We start from the raw sequence: 17,064 nt of genomic DNA, 5'->3' as shown, positions 1-17,064 counted from the left end.
GCGTCACCATACGACCGGCAGACGGCGCGCGCCGCGGATCAGCATGCCGGGGAGCCACTCCAGCGGGCCGGCCTCGGGGTCGAGTTCGAGCCGCGGGAAGCGTTCGACGAGTGTCCGAATCGCTATCTTGCCTTCCAGGCGGGCGAGCGGGGCCCCCAGGCAGAAGTGGATGCCGTGGCCGAAGGCGAGGTGGCCGCGCGGGTCGCGGTGGATGTCGAAGCGGTCCGGGTCCGGGAAGCGGCCCGGGTCGCGGGCGCCGGCGGCGAGGCCGATCAGGACGATCGCGCCGGCGGGGATCTCGGTGCCGCCGAGGGTGAGCGCCTCGGGGGCGAAGCGGAGGGTGGCGTTCTCCACCGGGCCGTCGTAGCGGAGGCCCTCCTCGACGGCGGCGTCGATCAGGCCGAAGTCGGCGCGCAGGGCCGCCAGTTGCTCCGGGTGCGTGAGCAGGGCGCGCACCGTGTTGGAGATCAGGTTGACGGTGGTCTCGTGGCCCGCGATGAGCAGCAGGTAGGCGAGGGCCCGCAGTTCGGGCAGGGAGAGCCGGTCGCCGTCCTCGGCGCGGGTGGTGATGAGGGCGGAGAGCAGGTCGTCGGCGGGGCCGGCGGCCCGCTTGTCCTCGATGAGCGCGTCGAGGTAGCCGCCGAAGCCCTCGACGGCCGCCTCCTGGTCGCCCAGCGCGCCGGTGGGCGCGACCAGTTCGTTGGACCAGGCGCGGAAGGAGTCGCGGTCGGCTGCGGGGACGCCGAGCAGCTCGCAGATGACGGTGATGGGCAGCGGGAAGGCGAAGGAGTCGACGAGGTCGGCGCGGCCGTCCGGCTCCATCGCGTCCAGCAGCTCGTCGGTCAGCCGCTGGATGCGCGGGCGCAGCGCCTCGACCCGGCGGCCGGTGAACTCGCCCGCGACCAGCTTGCGCAGCCGGGTGTGGTCCGGCGGGTCGACGATGAGCAGGTTCGGCCCGATGATCTCCTCCTCGGGCAGGGGCATGCCGAAGGCGGAGAAGGACTTGGAGAGCCGCTGGTCGGCGAGGGCGGCGCGGACCTCCTCGTACCCGACGACCAGCCAGGCCGGCATGCCGTCCGGGGTCAGGACCTCGTGGACGGGCCCCTGCGCGCGGAGCTTGGCGTAGTAGGGGTACGGGTTCGCGGTGAAGTCCGCGCCGTACTCCCCCAGATCGATGACGGACATCGGTCCAGCCTAGGCACGGTCCTCGCCGTCGGGAAGATCGAGCAGTCCGGCGTCGTGGACGAGCAGCGCGATCTGGACACGGTTGTTGAGGCCGAGTTTGGCCAGGATCCGCGAGACGTGGGTCTTGACGGTGGGGACGCCCATGTAGAGCGCGGCGGCGATCTCGGCGTTGGAGCGGCCCTGTCCGACGGCGAGGGCGACCTCGCGCTCGCGGTCGGCGAGCAGGGCCAGGCGCTCGGCGGCGGTGGTGCGGCGGGGCGGCTCGTGCGGGTTCGCGGCGACGTGGCTCATCAGCTGCCGGGTGACGGCCGGGGACAGCACGGGCTCGCCGGCGGCGACCCGGCGGACGGCGGTGACGATCTCGGCGGGCGGGGTGTCCTTGAGGACGAAGCCGGCGGCCCCGGCCCGCAGGGCGCGCAGCACCTGCTCGTCGGCGTGGAAGGTGGTGAGGACGACGACCTCGGGGGCGCCGGCCGCGGCGCGCAGCCGTTCGGTGGCGGTGAGGCCGTCGACCCGCGGCATCCGGATGTCCATGAGGACGACGTCGGGGGCGTGCCGCTCGACGAGTCCGGGCACCTCGGCCCCGTCGGCTCCCTCGCCGACGATCTCGATGTCCTCGGCGCCGCCGAGCATGAGGGTGAGGCCCCCGCGGACCAGGGGGTCGTCGTCGACGATGAGCAGGCGGATGGTCATGCGGGCCACGGTAGCCAGGCGCGCAGGGCGAACCCGCCCTCGGGGGTGGGGCCGTGCTCCATCCGGCCACCGGCGAGGGTGGCGCGCTCGGTCAGTCCGATGAGGCCCTGTCCGGAGCCGGGGACCGCCGGGACGGGTCCGGTGGGGGCGGGGTTGCGGACCTCGACGGTCAGCCCTTCGCCCCGGCGGCCGCGCAGGATGAGGGTGACCTCGGTGCCGGGGGCGTGTTTGCGGGCGTTGGTCAGGGCCTCCTGGACGATCCGGTAGACCGTGCGGCCGGTGGAGGCGGGGACGGAGCCGGGGTCGGTGACGGCGTTGTCGAGGACGACCCGCATCCCGGCCTCGCGGACCTCCTCGACCAGGGTGTCGAGGGTGGCGAGGGTGGGCTGGGGCCGGTCGGCGGCCTCCTCCCCCGGGGCGCGCAGCACGCCGATGATCTCGCGCAGGTCCTGGAGGGCCTCGTGGGCGCTGTCGCGGATCACCCCGGCGGCGCGGGCGACCTGTTCGGGCGGGGCGTCGGGCCGGAACTCCAGGGCGCCGGCGTGCACGCTGAGCAGGGTGAGCCGGTGCGCGAGGACGTCGTGCATCTCGCGGGCGATGGCCTCCCGGGCGAGCCGCTGGGCCTGCTCGAAGCGGAGTTCGGCCTCGGCCTCGGCGCGCAGGGCCCGGTCGCGCAGTGCCTCGACGAGCTGGCGGCGGGAGCGGACCAGCATGCCCCAGGCGGTGACGAGGAGGATCAGGACGATGCCGAGGCATATGGCGACGACGACGTTGATCGTGGGGTCGGGCCGGACGAAGACCTGGACCACGGAGGCGGCCGCGGCGAGGGCGCCGATCCAGGCGACCTCGCGGAAGGGGCGCCGTACGGCGACGCTGAACAGGCTCGCGAGGACGGCGCCGCTCGCGGTGGGTGCGACGACGCTGACCGCGGAGAGGGTGACGGCGAGCCCGGTGGGCCAGCGGCGGCGCAGCCAGAGCGCGCAGCAGGCGAGGCCGCCGACGATCTGGTCGGTGAGGGCGACCGGCTCGCTGCTGTACTTGACGCTGGTCTCGGCCGCGAGCAGCCCGACGAAGGCGGCGAGCAGGAAGATCGTGGTGTCGACGATCCAGTCCCGCACGGTGCGCCGCGGCCGGCCCCGCGGACCGGAGGTCTCGGTCCCGGCGGCCTCGACCAGGTGGGAGGGGAGCAGCCAGGTGAGCCGCTCCGGGCGTGCCGTGCGTGTCATACCGGAAATGTACGCAGACGGGGGCGGCCCGCGCGGGGGCGGAGCGGCGGGTCGGTACCAAAGTCGCACCGGCCGCGACTTCGGTCGGACGGGGGGCCGCGGACGGGATACCGGCGGCCGACGCGGGCCGGGCCCCGAGTGGATCAAGCTCGGGGCATGAAGCGATTCCTTGAGGTCACCGGCTTTCTGGTCATGGTCTTCGGCGTGTGCGGGGTGATCCGCGAGCTCACCGGGGGCTGGTTCGGGCTGATGGCGGTGACCCGGTTCCTGACCGACCACGTGGGGTTCCTGGAGGGCCGGGAGCTGTTCGCGAACATCGTGATCGCGGCCCTCGGTCTGGTGATCATGATCGTGTCGGACCGGGTGCCGAAGTCCTGACGCCTATCCGGCGGACCGGTCGGCCGCTCGGTCGGCCGCCCGGTCCGCCGCCCGGTCCGCCGCCTCGTCCGCCGCCCGGCGGCCCCAGCCGGTGCCCGCCAGGACGAGGACCGCGCCCGCGAGGCCGAGGACGCCCGGGCGGTCGCCGGCGAGGGCGATGCCGGCGGCGGCCGCCCACAGGGGCTCGGTGCCGAGCAGCAGGCTGACCCGGGACGGGGAGGTCCGGCGCACCGCCCACATCTGCACGAAGAAGGCGAAGAGCGTGCAGAAGACGGAGAGGAAGAGCAGCCCGGCCCATTCGCGCGCGCCGAAGCCGAGCGCCACGGTCCAGGGCGAGGCCCCGGTGCCGGGCACGGCCGCCAGCACGGCGAAGACGGCGACGGCGGAGCCGAGCTGGACGGTGGTCAGGGAGAGCGAGTCCGCGCTGCGGACGGCCTTGATCCGGGACATCGCGAGGACGTGCACGGTGCGGGCGAACGCCGCGAGCAGCATCAGCAGGTCCCCGAGGGAGGGGGCGGTGAACCCGCCGCCCTGCGTCAGCAGCACCACGCCCGCGACGGAGAGTCCGGCGGCGGCGAGGAAGGCGCGGGGCGGCTTCCGGCGGGTGACGGCGGCCTCGGCCAGCGGGGTGAGGACCATGGTGAGGCTGATGATCAGGCCCGCGTTGGTGGCGGAGGTGTGGACCACCCCGTAGGTCTCCAGGAGGAAGATCCCGGCGAGGATCAGGCCCAGGGTCCCCGCCCCGCGCCACTGGGCGGCGGTCAGGGCCCGCAGCCGGCTCCATCCGGCCGCCACGAGGACGGGCAGCACCACCGCGAAGCGCAGGACCAGCACCGCGATGACGGTGTGGGTGGTGGTGATGCCCTTGGCGGCGAGGTAGCTGGTGCCCCACACGACCGCGACCACGAGGACGGGCAGGTCGGTGAGCCAGGCGCGGCGGGGCGCGCCGAGGGACACGGGTACGGCGTACGAGGACACGGGGCCTGCTCCGACTCGACGAACGGGGTGGAGACTTCGGCGGCTCGCACGCGGGACGATCACCGTATCCAAAGCGGCCGGTGGTGGCTACACCTTTCGGGGGCGCGGGACTCAGTAACTCCCGTACGCGGGGCGGCCGGCCCGCTCGTACGTCTGGATGGCGACCCCGGCGGCCGTGGTGCGGGCGGCGGTGAGCCGGAAGGCGCTCGGGGTGGCGCCGTCGGCGAAGAGCCGCATGCCCTTGCCGAGGACGACCGGGAACACGGCCAGGTGGAGGGTGTCGATGAGGTCGTGCGCCATCAGGGTCTTGGCGAGTCCGGCGCTGCCGTGCATCTGGATCTCGCCGTCGAGCCGCTCCTTGAGGGCGGCGACCTCCTTCGCCACGTCGCCGGAGAGCACGGTGGTGCCGTTCCAGTCGGCGGTGGTGAGGGTGTGCGAGGCGACGTACTTGGGGAGGGCGTTGAGCTTGGTCGCGACGGGGTCGGCCGGGTCGGCCTGCCGCGGCCAGTAGCCGGCGAAGATCTCGTAGGTGCGGCGGCCGAGGAGGAAGGCGGTGGGCCGTTCGAAGACCTCGGTGATGAAGCGGCCGAAGTCCTCGTCCCCGTACGGGACGGACCAGCCGCCGAGGTCGAAGCCGCCGCTGGGGTCCTCCTCGGGGCCGCCGGGGGCCTGGTGGACGCCGTCGAGGGTGAGGAACTGGGTGAGGCTCAGGGTGGCCATGGCGGGTGCCCTTTCTCTTCCGGACCATCGTGTCCCACCCCTTTCGACCGTGCCGCCCGGCGGAACTCATCGGTCGCCGGGCGGTGATCGTCTCGGGGTCCGATTCCCGCCAGCGACGGGGCCTCGCCCCACGTTTGATTGAACTCGCAACGACACGGCGCGGCACACGCGCCGCACGACTTCGGAGGAGTTCGACATGTCCAGCATGAGCGGCAAGGCGGTTCTGGTCACCGGCGGCAGCCGGGGCGTGGGGGCGGCGACCGCCGTCCGGTTCGCCCGGGAGGGCGCGGACGTGGCCTTCACCTACGTCCAGGGCGAGGACCGGGCCCGCGAGGTCGCCGCGCGCATCGAGGCCGCCGGCGGGAAGGCGCTGGCGCTCCGGGCCGACGCCGGGAGCGCGGGCGACGCGGCCGGCGCGGTGGAGTGGGCCGCGGACGCCCTCGGGCGGCTCGACGTGCTCGTCAACAACGTGGGCGTCGGGGTGCTCGGCCCGCTGGAGACGCTGACCCTGGCCGAGGTCGACCGGGTGCTCGCGGTCAACGTCCGCGCGGCCTTCCTGGCCTCGCAGGCGGCCGTCGCGCGGATGGAGCGGGGCGGCCGGATCGTCACCGTCGGCACCTGCATGACGCAGCGGGTCCCCGGCCCCGGCGGCACGCTGTACGCGACGAGCAAGGCGGCGCTGGTCGGCCTGACGAAGGCGCTGGCGCGGGAGCTGGGCGACCGGGGCATCACCGCGAACATCGTCCACCCGGGTCCGACGGACACCGACATGAACCCGGCCGACGGCCCGTACGCGGGACCCCAGATCCAGCTGACCGCCCTCGGCCGCTTCGGCACCGCCGAGGAGGTCGCCGCCGTGGTGACCTTCCTGGCCGGTCCGGACGCGGCGTACGTGACGGGCGCGGAGTTCTCGGTGGACGGCGGGCACGCGGCGTAGGGCCGCCACCCGGCCCGGCGAGCGAGCCGAAGGGCGCGCCGGCCGCACGGCGCCGAGCACGCGGAGCCGCCCGAGGAACGAGGGAGGCGAGCGCGGTCGGTGCCGTGCGACCGGCTCAAGGCGGCCGGAGGCGAACCGAGCCTCGAAGAGGGGGTGAGGGCGCACCGGTGCTGTCGGGTCGGTGCGCCCTCGTGTGCCGGGCGGGGTGTCGTGCCCGCCCAGGTCGTGGGTCCGGGTGGCGTCAGCCGCCCAGCTCCTGGTGGCGGGCGGTCAGCCGCGCCGTGCCCGCCTCGGTGAGGGAGCCGAAGAGACGGAGGCGGGAGATGCCGCCGTCGGGGAAGATGTCGATCCGCACCCGGGAGCCGACGGCCGGCACGTCGAGCACGAAGCGGTGGTTGGTGTCGGGCTGGAGGCGGGTCCGGGGCAGGATCTCGGTCCACTCCTCGGAGCCCTCGGCGGCCACGGAGAGGGCGGCCCAGCCGGCGCTGTTGCCCTTGAGGTACGCGGTGTCGATCTCGACGGCGCGGATCTCGGACTCGGCGGCGAGGCCGTAGCGGATCCAGTCGTTGCCCTTGTCGCGGCGGCGGCGGGTCTCCCAGCCGTCGTCCATCTTGCGCGAGCGGCCGGGCTGGATGGTGTTGGTGGCCGGGGAGTAGAAGCGGTCGGAGGCGTCCTCGACCCGGCCGCCGTTCTCCAGGGCCGCGAGGTCGAAGGTGCCGAGCACGCCGAGCCACCGCGGGTCGGGGGCGACCTCGCCGTACACGCGGAGGCGGGCGATGCCGCCGTCCGGGTGCTGGTTGACCCGCAGGTGGGTGAAGCGCTGCTCGACGTCGACGGCGAAGCCGTTCGCGGCGTGGCCGCCGACGGCGGTGCGCGGGACGAGCGTCGTCCACTTCACGTCGTCGGCGAGCAGTTCCTCGGGCGAGGGCGAGCCGGCCACGGAGGCGGCCTCGACGGAGACGGCCTGCGGGTAGTTGCCGCGGAAGTGGGCGGTGTCGACGACGATGCCGCGGACGACGCCGGGGGCGCCGAGCCGTACGAGGGCCCAGTCGTGGTCGTCCTCGGTGGGGTGCGGCACGGCGGCGGAGACGCCGCGGCGGCGGCGGGTCTCCCAGCCGTCCATGATCTTGCCCTTGTGGCCGAAGTGCTCGGGGTCGAACTCGGCGGCCTCGGGCTTCAGCAGGTTCTCGCGCTCGGCGAAGAACTCGTCGTTGGCGGCGATGACGCCCGCGCCGAGGCGGCGGTCGGCGAGGTCCGCGTACTGGGTGAAGGGGAAGTCCGACGTGCGGTAGTCGGCGTACGGGTCGCCGCCGCCGTAGGGGCTGGCGTCACCGGTGAAGCTGGGTATGGACGACACGTCAGTTGTTCCTTTCGAGGAGGCGGCCGGAGGGCTCGGCGAGGGTGCCGCGGTCGGCGATCCGCTCTCCGCGCAGCCAGGTGGAGGTGACGACGCCGTACAGGGTGCGGCCCGCGTAGGCGGTGACCCGGTTGCGGTGCTGGAGCTCCGCCGGGTCGACGGTGAAGGTGGCGTCCGGGTCGACCACGGCGAAGTCGGCGTCGCGGCCGGCCTCGATGGCGCCCTTCTGCGCGAGGCCCGCGAGCTTGGCCGGCGCCTCGGACATCCAGCGGGCCACGTCGGTGAGGTCGTGGCCGCGGCGGCGGGCCTCGGTCCAGATGGCGGGCAGGCCGAGCTGGAGGGAGGAGATGCCGCCCCAGGCGGAGGCGAAGTCCGGGGTCTTGAGGTCGGCGGTGGACGGCGAGTGGTCCGAGACGATGCAGTCGATGGTGCCGTCGGCCAGGCCCTGCCAGAGCAGGTCCTGGTTGGCCTCCTCGCGGATCGGCGGGCAGCACTTGAACTCGGTGGCGCCGTCCGGGACCTCCTCGGCCGTGAGGGTGAGGAAGTGCGGGCAGGACTCGACGGTGATGCGGACGCCCTCGGCCTTGGCTGCGGCGATCAGCGGCAGCGCGTCGGAGGAGGAGAGGTGCAGCACGTGGACGCGGGCGCCCAGCCGGCGCGCCTGGTTGATCAGGTTCTCGATCGCGGTGTTCTCGGCGACGCGCGGCCGGGAGGCGAGGAAGTCCGCGTACTTCTCGCCCGACTTCTGCGGGGCGGCGGCCAGCTCGTGCGGGTCCTCGGCGTGGACGATCATCAGACCGTCGAAGCCGGCGATCTCGGCGAGCGAGGCGGCCAGCTGGTCCTGGTCGAGCTGCGGGAACTCGTCGACGCCGGACGGCGAGAGGAAGCACTTGAAGCCGAAGACTCCGGCGTCGTGCAGCGGGCGCAGGTCCTTGACATTGTCGGGCAGCGCGCCGCCCCAGAAGCCGGTGTCGATGTGCGCCTTGGGGCGGGCGACGTCCTGCTTGACCCGGAGGTTGTCGACCGTGGTGGTGGGCGGCAGCGAGTTGAGCGGCATGTCGACGAGGGTGGTGATGCCGCCGGCGGCCGCGGCGCGGGTGGCGGTCCAGAAGCCCTCCCACTCGGTGCGGCCGGGGTCGTTCACGTGGACGTGGGTGTCGACGAGTCCGGGCAGGACGACGTCGTCGCCGACGTCCTCCAGCCGGGCGCCGGCGGGTACCTCGGCGTCGTACGGCAGCACGGCCGCGATCGTCCCGCCGGCGACGGCGATCGACGCGGCGCGCGTCCCCTCGGGAGTGATGACGCGCGTCGAGCGCAGGACCAGGTTGACGTCCACCCGTACCCCTTCTTCCACGAAATTCAACGAACTGTTGAAGGAGTCTTCACGCGAGACGACATGTCGTCAAGGGCACACTTCCAGCATGGGACGCTCGTGAACCCACCTTGGACGTTTCCACGAAGTGGAATGTAAATTTCGTACAGTAGAACGTAGCTCCGCACATGCGGGGCGGACCAGGAGCCCTCCGGGCGGCCTCCGACACCGGACAAACACCCCCCTGACCGGCCCGGACGCCGGAACCGGGCCGTGTGGACGGCCCACCCGCCCGGTAGGCTGCTGCCTTGCCCGCCTGCCCCGAAAGGACCGTTGCCGTGCCGACGTCCAGCGCCAGCACCACCGACGCCGCCAAGCCCGCCGCCGCGAGCGGTGGCGTCCAGTCCCTCGAGCGTGCCTTCGACCTCCTGGAGCGGATGGCCGACGCAGGCGGCGAGGTCGGGCTGAGTGAGCTCTCCGCCAGCAGCGGGCTTCCGCTGCCCACCATCCACCGCCTGATGCGCACCCTCGTGGCCTGCGGCTACGTCCGCCAGCAGCCCAACCGCCGGTACGCGCTGGGCCCCCGGTTGATCCGCCTCGGCGAGTCGGCCTCCCGCCTGCTCGGCACCTGGGCCCGGCCGTACCTGGCCCGGCTCGTCGAGGAGACCGGCGAGACGGCGAACATGGCGCTGCTCGACGGCGACGAGATCGTGTACGTGGCTCAGGTGCCGTCCAAGCACTCGATGCGCATGTTCACCGAGGTGGGCCGGCGGGTGCTGCCGCACTCCACGGGCGTCGGCAAGGCGCTGCTCGCCTACACCCCGGCGGACGAGGTCCGCGCCCTGCTCGCCCGTACGGGCATGCCGGCCGCCACCGAGAAGACCATCACCACGCCCGAGGGCTTCCTCGACGCGCTCGCCGCGGTGCGCGAGACCGGGTACGCGGTCGACGACAACGAGCAGGAGATAGGGGTCCGCTGCCTGGCGGTCTCCGTCCCCGACTCCCCCACCGCGGCGGCGATCTCGATCTCCGGCCCGGCGGGACGCGTGACGGAGGCGGCGACCGAGAAGATCGTGCCGATCCTCCAGCAGGTGGCCGAGGAGCTGTCGGCGGCCCTGGCCAACACGTCGGGCACCGCGCAGGGCTGAGGCCGGCGCACCGGAAGGGGCGCCCGGAGTCCGAGGACTCCGGGCGCCCCTTCGGCGCGTCCGGGCGTCACACCCGCGCGTCCTCCGTCAGCCGCCCGTCCCGCACCGTCGCCACCCGGTCCGCGCGCCCCAGGTGGGTGCGGTCGTGGGTGACCAGGACCGTCGCCGTGCCGCGCTCGCGCGTGAGGCCGGCCAGGAGCTCCATGACGGCCGCCCCGCGCTCGTGGTCCAGCGCGCTGGTCGGCTCGTCGACCAGGAGGACCGAGGGCTCGTTCATCAGGGCCCGGGCGATGTTCACCCGCTGGCGCTGGCCGCCGGAGAGCTGGTGCGGGCGCTTGTGCGCCGCCTCGGCGAGGCCGACCGCGTCGAGCAGCCCCAGGGCCCGCTGCCGCGACTCCCGGCCCATCCGCCCGGACAGGTGCGCCATCACCTCCAGCTGCTCCAGCGCGCCGAGCGAGGGCAGCAGGTTGGGCTGCTGGAAGACGATGCCGATCTTCTCCCGCCGCAGCTCCGCCTTGGCCGCCGGGGTGAGCGGACCGACGTCCGTGCCGGCCACCACGACCCGGCCGCTGTCCGGGGTCACCAGCGTCGCGGCCACCGCGAGCAGGCTGGACTTGCCGGAGCCCGAGGGGCCGACCACGGCGGTCAGGGTGCCCGCGGGGACGTCCAGGGAGACCGCGTCGAGGGCGGTCAGCCGGCCGTCGCCGTCCGGATAGGTCAGGGTCACGTCGTCGAGGACGAGGCCGTTGTCCGTGGTCATCGCGCGCTCCCGAGGGCGGTCAGGGGGTCGACGGCGGTGATCCGCCGGATGGAAAGCGCCGCACCGAGCACACCGAGCACGATGATCACGGCGGCCGGGCCCAGCACGGTCAGCGGCTGGAGCACGAAGGGCACGTCCCCGCCGCTGATCAGCGCGCCGATGCCGGTGGCGAGGCCGGTGCCGACCAGGGTGCCCGCACCGAGCATGATCACGGCCTGGCCGAGCGCGTCCTTCAGGAGGTACGGGGTGGAGGCCCCGAGCGCCTTGAGGACGGCCACGTCACCGCTGCGCTGGATGGTCCAGACGGTGAAGAAGGCTCCTATGACGAGCGCGGAGATCGCGAACAGGAAGCCGCGCATCATCTGCAGCGAGCCGTTCTCCGCCTGGTAGGACCCTATGGCGGTGAGCGCCTCGTCCGGCGTCTTGGACGAGGTCTTCTCCGCCGCGTCCCCGGCGGCCCAGTCCACGCCGGAGCCGCTGAGCGCGATCACCGTGGCCTGTTCCTCCGCCGTGGTGCCGCTGTGGCCCAGCTTCTGCCAGTCGTCGAGGGAGGTCCACACGACGGGCGTGTGGCTGTACGAGGCGTCGCCGGAGACCGCGACGACGGTGGCCTCCACGGGGCCGAGGCGTACGGAGTCGCCCGCCTCGACGTCCAGTTCCTTCGCGGCGGACTCCGAGAGGACCGCCTTGCCCGGGCCCAGCTCGCCGCTCCGCGGGGCGATCCCGGTGCCCGGCTCCGTACCGAAGGCGGAGAGCGCGGCCGTGCGGTCGCCGGCGGTGGCGTTGAGGGTCCGGATGCCGACCGGCTCGGCGCTCGCCACGCCGGGCCGCGCGGCCCAGTCCCGCCACTGGCCCTCGGTGACGGTCGAGTTGGTGAAGGAGACCGACTGGCCCGAGGGCGGGGCCGCGAAGGCCAGCCGGTCCGCGGGCAGGCCGGTGATCGCGGAGATGTTCTCCCGCGCGAGCCCGGCGGTGAGGCCGGACAGCAGTCCCACCAGCAGGGTGATCAGGACGATCACCGTGCCCATCAACGTGAATCGCCCCTTGGCGAATCTCAGGTCTCTCCATGCCACGAACATGGGGCCAAGCCTGCTCGGAGGGGGTGCCCCCGGGCATCGCGCCACGGATGGCTCCGCAATCAAACTTTCGGTTGAGTCCGGAATGTCCGGACCGGCCCTCGCGCGCGCATACGCTGGACGGACCATGGATCCCCGTTCGCTCACCCCCGTCCTGCGCGCCCTGCGGCTCTGCGTCCACCTGCTGATGGCGGGGCTGCTGGCGCTCGCCGCCCTGCGCGCCGAGTCGGCGGCCGGCGTCGCGGCGGCCGTGCTGACCGCCGCGGTCTACGCGGCCGGCTCGCTGCTGCCCTCCGTACGGGACTCGCAGCGGGGCGCCGCGATCTGGCTGGGCGCGCTGTCCGCGGCCTGGCTGCTGCTGCTCTGGACCACGCCCGACGGGCTGTGGGTGGCCTTCCCGCTCTACTTCCTCCAGCTGCACCTGCTGCCGGTGCGCTGGTCGCTGCCGGCCGTGGCGCTGACGGCGGGCGCGGCGATCCTGTCGTACGTGCGGCACGGCGCCCAGCTCAACCCGGGGGTGTTCATCGGGCCGCTCCTGGGCGGGGCGGTGGCCGTGGCGACCGTGCTCGGCTACCAGGCGCTGTACCGGGAGAGCGAGCGGCGGCGGCGGCTCATCGAGGAGCTGATCTCGACCCGGGCCGAGCTGGCGGCGGCCGAGCGGCACGCCGGGACGCTCGCCGAGCGCGAGCGGCTGGCCCGGGAGATCCACGACACGCTGGCGCAGGGGCTCTCCTCGATCCAGCTGCTGCTGCGGGCCGCCGAGCGGGCACTGCCGGAGGGCTCCCCGGCCGCCGGGCACATCGAGGAGGCCCGGCGGGCCGCGCAGGACAACCTGGCGGAGGCCCGGCGCTTCGTCCGCGCCCTCGCCCCGCCCGACCTGGAGCACGGTTCGCTCGCCGGGGCCCTGGAGCGGCTGTGCGGGACGGCCGGGCCGGACGGCCCCCGGGTGCGCTTCTCGGTGAGCGGCACGCCGGCCGAGCTGCCCACCCCGTACGAGGTGGCGCTGCTGCGGATCGCCCAGTCGGCGCTCGCCAACACCGTCCGGCACGCCGCGGCCTCGCGGGCGGAGATCACGCTGTCGTTCATGGGCGGCTCGGTCGCGCTGGACGTCGTGGACGACGGCAAGGGCTTCGAGCCCGGTGCGGTGCGGCCCTCCTCCGAGGGCGGCTTCGGGCTGCCCGCGATGCGCTCCCGGGCCGAGTCCCTGGGCGGCGCCTTCACCGTCGAGTCGGCGCCCGGCCAGGGGACCGCCGTCGCCGTGACCCTTCCCCTGCCCGCCACCCCGCTGCCCGCTGGAGCCGACGCATGACCATCCGACTGCTGCTCGCCGACGACCACCCGGTGGTCCGGGCCGGGCTCCGGGCCGTCCTGGACACCGAACCGGACTTCGCCGTGGTCGCGGAGGCCGCGACGGCCGAGCGGGCGGTGGAGCTGGCCGCCGCCGGGGGCGTGGACGTGGTCCTGATGGACCTCCAGTTCGGGGCCGGGATGCACGGCTCCGAGGCGACGGCGGCGATCACCGCCGTCGCGGGCGGGCCGCGGGTGCTGGTCCTGACGACGTACGACACGGACGCGGACATCCTGGCCGCGGTGGAGGCCGGGGCCTCGGGCTATCTGCTGAAGGACGCCCCGCCGGAGGAGCTCGCGGCGGCGGTACGGACCGCCGCGGCCGGCCAGTCGGCGCTGGCGCCCGCGGTCGCGCACCGGCTGATGGACCGGATGCGCACCCCGGCCGAGGCGCTGACCAAGCGGGAGCTGGAGGTGCTCCAGCTGGTGGGCGAGGGGCTGTCGAACCAGCAGATCAGCAAGGCGCTGTTCCTGAGCCAGGCGACGGTGAAGTCCCATCTGGTGCACATCTTCGCCAAGCTGGGCGTCGACTCGCGCACGGCCGCGGTGGCGGCGGCGACGGCCCGGCGGCTGATCAGGCGCTAGGCGAGGCCGGCCCCGCACCCGGGCCGAACCCCGGGCCGGATCCCGGGCCCGGTTCGGACCCCGCACCCGGCCCGGATCCCGGCACCGGCCTGGATCCGGGCGCCAGTCCGGATCCAGGCACCGGTCCCGGCACCGGTCCCGGCACCGCGTCTCCCGCCGGGGGCGGCGGGCCGAACAGGTCGACGGCGCGGCGGAGGGCGGTGAGGGCGTCGGCGAGGGCGCTGACGGAGCCGACCGAGCCGGCGACGAGCAGGAGGGAGCGGCGCAGCCGCCGTACCTCGGGGGCGCCGCCCGCGGCCATCGCGTCCAGCGCGCCGAGCTCGTCCTCGGCGATGCCCCGGTCGGCGAAGTCGGTGCGCAGCGCGGCCAGTTCGCGCCTGAGCCGGGAGACGGCGGTCCTCAGCCCGTCCACCCTGGGGTCCACGCCCTCGCCGGTCACTCGCCTCTGCCCCACGCTTCGCAACATGGCTCTCCCCCTCGTGCACGTCCCTGTGCCGGCCCGTCGGGCGGTGGTCGGGCGCCCGGGGTCGCGGGCCAGTTAACTCCTTCGCGCGCCCGGCGCGCCAGCGGGCGGACGTAATTCAGGCGTCCGTGTGATCCGGGCGTGATGCGGTATGCAGTCCCCATGACTGGTGAGACGCGAGAACCGAGTGGTGAGACGGAAGAGCCCCTCGTGGCGGGGCTGCTGCTGGCCGCGGGAGGCGGCCGGCGGCTCGGCGGCCGGCCCAAGGCACTGCTCCCGCACCGGGGGCGCCCGCTCGTGGAGAACGCGGTGCGGGTGCTGCGCGAGGGCGGCTGCGAGGTGGTGCACGTGGTGCTCGGGGCGGCGGCCGACCGGGTGCGGGAGCAGGCGCTGCTGCCGGGCTGCGTACTGGTCGACAACCCGGACTGGGCCGAGGGCATGGGGTCCTCGCTGCGGGTGGGCCTGGCGTCCCTGAAGGCGGCGGCGCTGCCGGTGGACGCGGCCCTGGTGTCGCTGGTGGACCAGCCGGGGATCGGGGCGGCCGCGGTGGCCCGGGTCCGGGCCGCGTACCGCTCGCGGGACACCCTCGCCGCCGCCTCGTACGAGGGGAAGCGGGGGCATCCGGTGCTGTTCGGCGCCGGGCGCTGGGCGGGGATCGCGGCGGGGGCGGTGGGGGACCAGGGGGCGCGCGACTACCTGAAGGCGCACCGGGATGCGATCACGCTCGTGGACTGTTCGGATGTGGCCGAGCCCTACGACATCGACACGGAGGCGGATCTGGTGCACCTGGAGTGAGGGGGGTGGCACCGAGCGACACATTGTGTCGACCCGAAGAATCTCGACATCAACAAACCATTGAACTTCCACCATGAGGAAACTAGTATCCACTGTTCAGAAGCGCCTGATCTCCGAGACGGCGCTCGCGGCCGTACCTCGGCGCCTGTGGCACTGCGTGCCGTATCGCGACGCCCGGCGGCCGCCTGGCACCGCCCGTGAAGCCCGCTGAAGGAAGTGACAGTTCATGTCCGCACCAGCGCCGTCCTCCCTGGTCGTCGTCGAAGCCGAGCCCCTGCCGCGCCAGGAGGAGGTGCTGACCGACGCGGCCCTCGCCTTCGTGGCCGAGCTGCACCGCCGGTTCACCCCGCGCCGCGACGAGCTGCTCGCCCGCCGCGCCGAGCGCCGCGCCGAGATCGCCCGCACCTCCACGCTGGGCTTCCTTCCCGAGACCGCGGCGGTCCGCGCCGACGACTCCTGGAGGGTCGCGCCCGCCCCGGCGGCCCTGAACGACCGGCGGGTCGAGATCACCGGCCCGACCGACCGCAAGATGACGATCAACGCGCTGAACTCCGGTGCGAAGGTCTGGCTCGCGGACTTCGAGGACGCCTCGGCGCCGACCTGGGAGAACGTGGTCCTCGGCCAGGTCAACCTGATCGACGCGTACAGCCGGAACATCGACTTCACCGACCCGCGCTCGGGCAAGTCCTACGCGCTGAAGCCGGCCGAGGAGCTCGCCACGGTCGTCATGCGGCCGCGCGGCTGGCACCTGGAGGAGCGTCACCTGACCGTCGAGGGCCGCCCGGTGCCCGGCGCGCTGGTCGATTTCGGCCTCTACTTCTTCCACAACGCCCAGCGCCTCATCGACCTCGGCAAGGGCCCGTACTTCTACCTGCCGAAGACCGAGTCGCACCTGGAGGCCCGCCTCTGGAACGAGATCTTCGTCTTCGCCCAGGACTACGTCGGCATCCCGCAGGGCACCGTCCGCGCCACCGTCCTCATCGAGACCATCACGGCCGCGTACGAGATGGAGGAGATCCTCTACGAACTCCGCGACCACGCCGCAGGGTTGAACGCGGGCCGCTGGGACTACCTGTTCTCCATCGTCAAGAACTTCCGTGACGGCGGAGCCAAGTTCGTCCTGCCGGACCGCAACCTGGTCACGATGACGGCCCCGTTCATGCGCGCCTACACCGAACTCCTCGTCCGCACCTGCCACAAGCGCGGCGCGCACGCGATCGGCGGCATGGCGGCCTTCATCCCGTCCCGCAAGGACGCCGAGGTCAACAAGGTCGCCTTCGAGAAGGTCAAGGCCGACAAGGACCGCGAGGCCGGCGACGGCTTCGACGGCTCCTGGGTCGCCCACCCCGACCTGGTCCCGATCGCGATGGCCTCCTTCGACGCGGTGCTCGGCGAGAAGCCGAACCAGAAGGACCGGCTGCGCGAGGACGTGCACGTCGAGGGCCCCGAGCTCATCGACATCGCCTCCCTGGACGCCCACCCGACCTACGAGGGCCTGCGCAACGCGGTCCAGGTCGGCATCCGCTACATCGAGGCCTGGCTGCGCGGCCTGGGCGCCGTCGCCATCTTCAACCTGATGGAGGACGCGGCGACCGCCGAGATCTCCCGCTCGCAGATCTGGCAGTGGATCAACGCCGAGGTCGTCTTCGAGAACGGCGAGCGGGCCACCCCGGAGCTGGCCCGCGAGGTCGCCGCCGAGGAACTGTCCGCGATCCGCGCGGAGATCGGCGACGAGGCGTTCGCGGCCGGGAAGTGGCAGCAGGCGCACGACCTGCTGTTGCACGTCTCCCTGGACGCCGACTACGCGGACTTCCTGACCCTCCCCGCGTACGACCAGCTGGTCGGCTGACCGCACAGCGGCCGAACAGCTCGCACGAAGCTCTCGAAGGGGCTCCGCCCCCGTTGCCCAGGCAGCGGGGGCGGAGCCCCTTTCCGTGCGTTCGCGCCTTTGCGCGTCTTTTCGATCCATGGCGTTTCACAAGTCACGTGACGTAACCGAAACACGCAGCTACCTAGCGGTAATAAGTCGCGCCGTGCGAGATTCCGCCATGCCACCGGCCGGCGGCTGTCCCCCACTCACTGCGCACCGCATACCGCAGGAGCA

The 17,064-nt window shown here is 73.7% G+C and carries 16 protein-coding genes and 1 pseudogene; 7 read left to right on the top strand and 10 right to left on the bottom strand.

Annotated features, from left to right (window positions below; all coding sequences use genetic code 11):
- Window positions 1-3: 3 nt before the first annotated feature.
- From ABD981_RS07335 to ABD981_RS07325, 3 genes are read right to left on the bottom strand one after another with little or no spacing between them, the layout of a single operon-like run.
- On the bottom strand, window positions 4-1,185 hold the full coding sequence (locus ABD981_RS07335; RefSeq protein ID WP_046908085.1) for a cytochrome P450 family protein: 1,182 nt from the start codon (window positions 1,183-1,185) through the stop codon (window positions 4-6).
- A gap of 9 nt (window positions 1,186-1,194) precedes the next feature.
- A complete protein-coding gene (locus tag ABD981_RS07330) occupies window positions 1,195-1,878 on the bottom strand; it encodes a response regulator (protein WP_046908108.1) in 684 nt (227 codons plus the stop codon).
- Window positions 1,875-3,104 (bottom strand): sensor histidine kinase, encoded by a 1,230-nt coding sequence (locus tag ABD981_RS07325; RefSeq protein WP_046908084.1) that lies wholly within the window; start codon window positions 3,102-3,104, stop codon window positions 1,875-1,877. The genes ABD981_RS07330 and ABD981_RS07325 overlap by 4 nt, the downstream gene beginning before the upstream one ends.
- Window positions 3,105-3,260: 156 nt before the next feature.
- Here ABD981_RS07325 and ABD981_RS07320 point away from each other — a divergent pair, with 156 nt between their 5' ends.
- Complete coding sequence (locus ABD981_RS07320) at window positions 3,261-3,482, top strand: hypothetical protein (protein ID WP_046908083.1); 222 nt, start codon at window positions 3,261-3,263, stop codon at window positions 3,480-3,482.
- 3 nt (window positions 3,483-3,485) lie between these two features.
- Here ABD981_RS07320 and ABD981_RS07315 read toward each other — a convergent pair whose 3' ends face one another.
- Entirely contained in the window at window positions 3,486-4,460 is a 975-nt protein-coding gene (locus ABD981_RS07315; protein WP_046908082.1) for a DMT family transporter, read from the bottom strand.
- A gap of 111 nt (window positions 4,461-4,571) precedes the next feature.
- The gene (locus tag ABD981_RS07310; protein ID WP_046908081.1) at window positions 4,572-5,180 is read right to left on the bottom strand and encodes a dihydrofolate reductase family protein; all 609 of its coding nucleotides are present in this window, start codon (window positions 5,178-5,180) and stop codon (window positions 4,572-4,574) included.
- Between the two features lie 196 nt (window positions 5,181-5,376).
- Between ABD981_RS07310 and ABD981_RS07305 the strand changes: the two genes are divergently transcribed.
- Complete coding sequence (locus ABD981_RS07305; protein WP_046908080.1) at window positions 5,377-6,117, top strand: SDR family NAD(P)-dependent oxidoreductase; 741 nt, start codon at window positions 5,377-5,379, stop codon at window positions 6,115-6,117.
- Between the two features lie 241 nt (window positions 6,118-6,358).
- On the opposite strand, the gene alc is transcribed toward ABD981_RS07305, so the two are convergent.
- Complete coding sequence (alc, locus tag ABD981_RS07300; protein WP_046908079.1) at window positions 6,359-7,474, bottom strand: allantoicase; 1,116 nt, start codon at window positions 7,472-7,474, stop codon at window positions 6,359-6,361.
- A gap of 1 nt (window position 7,475) precedes the next feature.
- On the bottom strand, window positions 7,476-8,810 hold the full coding sequence (allB, locus tag ABD981_RS07295) for an allantoinase AllB (RefSeq protein WP_046908078.1): 1,335 nt from the start codon (window positions 8,808-8,810) through the stop codon (window positions 7,476-7,478).
- A 314-nt stretch (window positions 8,811-9,124) separates the two neighbouring features.
- Between allB and ABD981_RS07290 the strand changes: the two genes are divergently transcribed.
- Complete coding sequence (locus ABD981_RS07290) at window positions 9,125-9,934, top strand: IclR family transcriptional regulator (RefSeq protein WP_046908077.1); 810 nt, start codon at window positions 9,125-9,127, stop codon at window positions 9,932-9,934.
- Between the two features lie 67 nt (window positions 9,935-10,001).
- Here ABD981_RS07290 and ABD981_RS07285 read toward each other — a convergent pair whose 3' ends face one another.
- Window positions 10,002-10,694 carry an ABC transporter ATP-binding protein gene (locus tag ABD981_RS07285; RefSeq protein ID WP_046908076.1) on the bottom strand — a complete coding sequence of 231 codons (693 nt, stop codon included), beginning with the start codon at window positions 10,692-10,694 and terminating at the stop codon, window positions 10,002-10,004.
- Window positions 10,691-11,773 carry an ABC transporter permease gene (locus tag ABD981_RS07280; RefSeq protein WP_046908075.1) on the bottom strand — a complete coding sequence of 361 codons (1,083 nt, stop codon included), beginning with the start codon at window positions 11,771-11,773 and terminating at the stop codon, window positions 10,691-10,693. Before ABD981_RS07280 ends, ABD981_RS07285 begins: the two co-directional genes overlap by 4 nt.
- A gap of 124 nt (window positions 11,774-11,897) precedes the next feature.
- On the opposite strand from ABD981_RS07280, the gene ABD981_RS07275 reads away from it, so the two are divergent.
- Together ABD981_RS07275 and ABD981_RS07270 are read left to right on the top strand one after the other, a co-directional pair.
- On the top strand, window positions 11,898-13,079 hold the full coding sequence (locus ABD981_RS07275) for a sensor histidine kinase (protein ID WP_046908074.1): 1,182 nt from the start codon (window positions 11,898-11,900) through the stop codon (window positions 13,077-13,079).
- The gene (locus ABD981_RS07270) at window positions 13,076-13,702 is read left to right on the top strand and encodes a response regulator (protein ID WP_046908073.1); all 627 of its coding nucleotides are present in this window, start codon (window positions 13,076-13,078) and stop codon (window positions 13,700-13,702) included. Before ABD981_RS07275 ends, ABD981_RS07270 begins: the two co-directional genes overlap by 4 nt.
- Window positions 13,703-13,862: 160 nt before the next feature.
- Here the strand turns inward: ABD981_RS07270 and ABD981_RS07265 are convergent.
- Window positions 13,863-14,168, bottom strand: a pseudogene (locus ABD981_RS07265) (DUF5955 family protein); the annotation flags it as partial.
- A 159-nt stretch (window positions 14,169-14,327) separates the two neighbouring features.
- Between ABD981_RS07265 and ABD981_RS07260 the strand changes: the two are divergent.
- Both ABD981_RS07260 and aceB read left to right on the top strand, forming a co-directional pair.
- Window positions 14,328-14,960 (top strand): nucleotidyltransferase family protein, encoded by a 633-nt coding sequence (locus ABD981_RS07260; RefSeq protein ID WP_046908072.1) that lies wholly within the window; start codon window positions 14,328-14,330, stop codon window positions 14,958-14,960.
- A 226-nt stretch (window positions 14,961-15,186) separates the two neighbouring features.
- Complete coding sequence (aceB, locus tag ABD981_RS07255) at window positions 15,187-16,809, top strand: malate synthase A (RefSeq protein ID WP_046908071.1); 1,623 nt, start codon at window positions 15,187-15,189, stop codon at window positions 16,807-16,809.
- Window positions 16,810-17,064 lie beyond the last annotated feature (255 nt).

Origin of the sequence: Streptomyces showdoensis, from assembly GCF_039535475.1 — a bacterium.
Taxonomy (GTDB): domain Bacteria; phylum Actinomycetota; class Actinomycetes; order Streptomycetales; family Streptomycetaceae; genus Streptomyces; species Streptomyces showdoensis.
Note: the sequence above shows the minus strand (reverse complement) of the source record. Positions and strands in the feature narration are given on the sequence as shown.

Coding starts and splice junctions, on each gene's coding strand:
- ABD981_RS07330 (WP_046908108.1), bottom strand. CDS start 1,878: ATGACCATCCGCCTGCTCATCGTCGACGACGACCCCCTGGTCCGCGGG.
- ABD981_RS07275 (WP_046908074.1), top strand. CDS start 11,898: ATGGATCCCCGTTCGCTCACCCCCGTCCTGCGCGCCCTGCGGCTCTGC.
- ABD981_RS07280 (WP_046908075.1), bottom strand. CDS start 11,773: ATGTTCGTGGCATGGAGAGACCTGAGATTCGCCAAGGGGCGATTCACG.
- ABD981_RS07260 (WP_046908072.1), top strand. CDS start 14,328: ATGACTGGTGAGACGCGAGAACCGAGTGGTGAGACGGAAGAGCCCCTC.
- ABD981_RS07335 (WP_046908085.1), bottom strand. CDS start 1,185: ATGTCCGTCATCGATCTGGGGGAGTACGGCGCGGACTTCACCGCGAAC.
- ABD981_RS07320 (WP_046908083.1), top strand. CDS start 3,261: ATGAAGCGATTCCTTGAGGTCACCGGCTTTCTGGTCATGGTCTTCGGC.
- ABD981_RS07305 (WP_046908080.1), top strand. CDS start 5,377: ATGTCCAGCATGAGCGGCAAGGCGGTTCTGGTCACCGGCGGCAGCCGG.
- ABD981_RS07325 (WP_046908084.1), bottom strand. CDS start 3,104: ATGACACGCACGGCACGCCCGGAGCGGCTCACCTGGCTGCTCCCCTCC.
- ABD981_RS07310 (WP_046908081.1), bottom strand. CDS start 5,180: ATGGCCACCCTGAGCCTCACCCAGTTCCTCACCCTCGACGGCGTCCAC.
- aceB (WP_046908071.1), top strand. CDS start 15,187: ATGTCCGCACCAGCGCCGTCCTCCCTGGTCGTCGTCGAAGCCGAGCCC.
- ABD981_RS07270 (WP_046908073.1), top strand. CDS start 13,076: ATGACCATCCGACTGCTGCTCGCCGACGACCACCCGGTGGTCCGGGCC.
- ABD981_RS07285 (WP_046908076.1), bottom strand. CDS start 10,694: ATGACCACGGACAACGGCCTCGTCCTCGACGACGTGACCCTGACCTAT.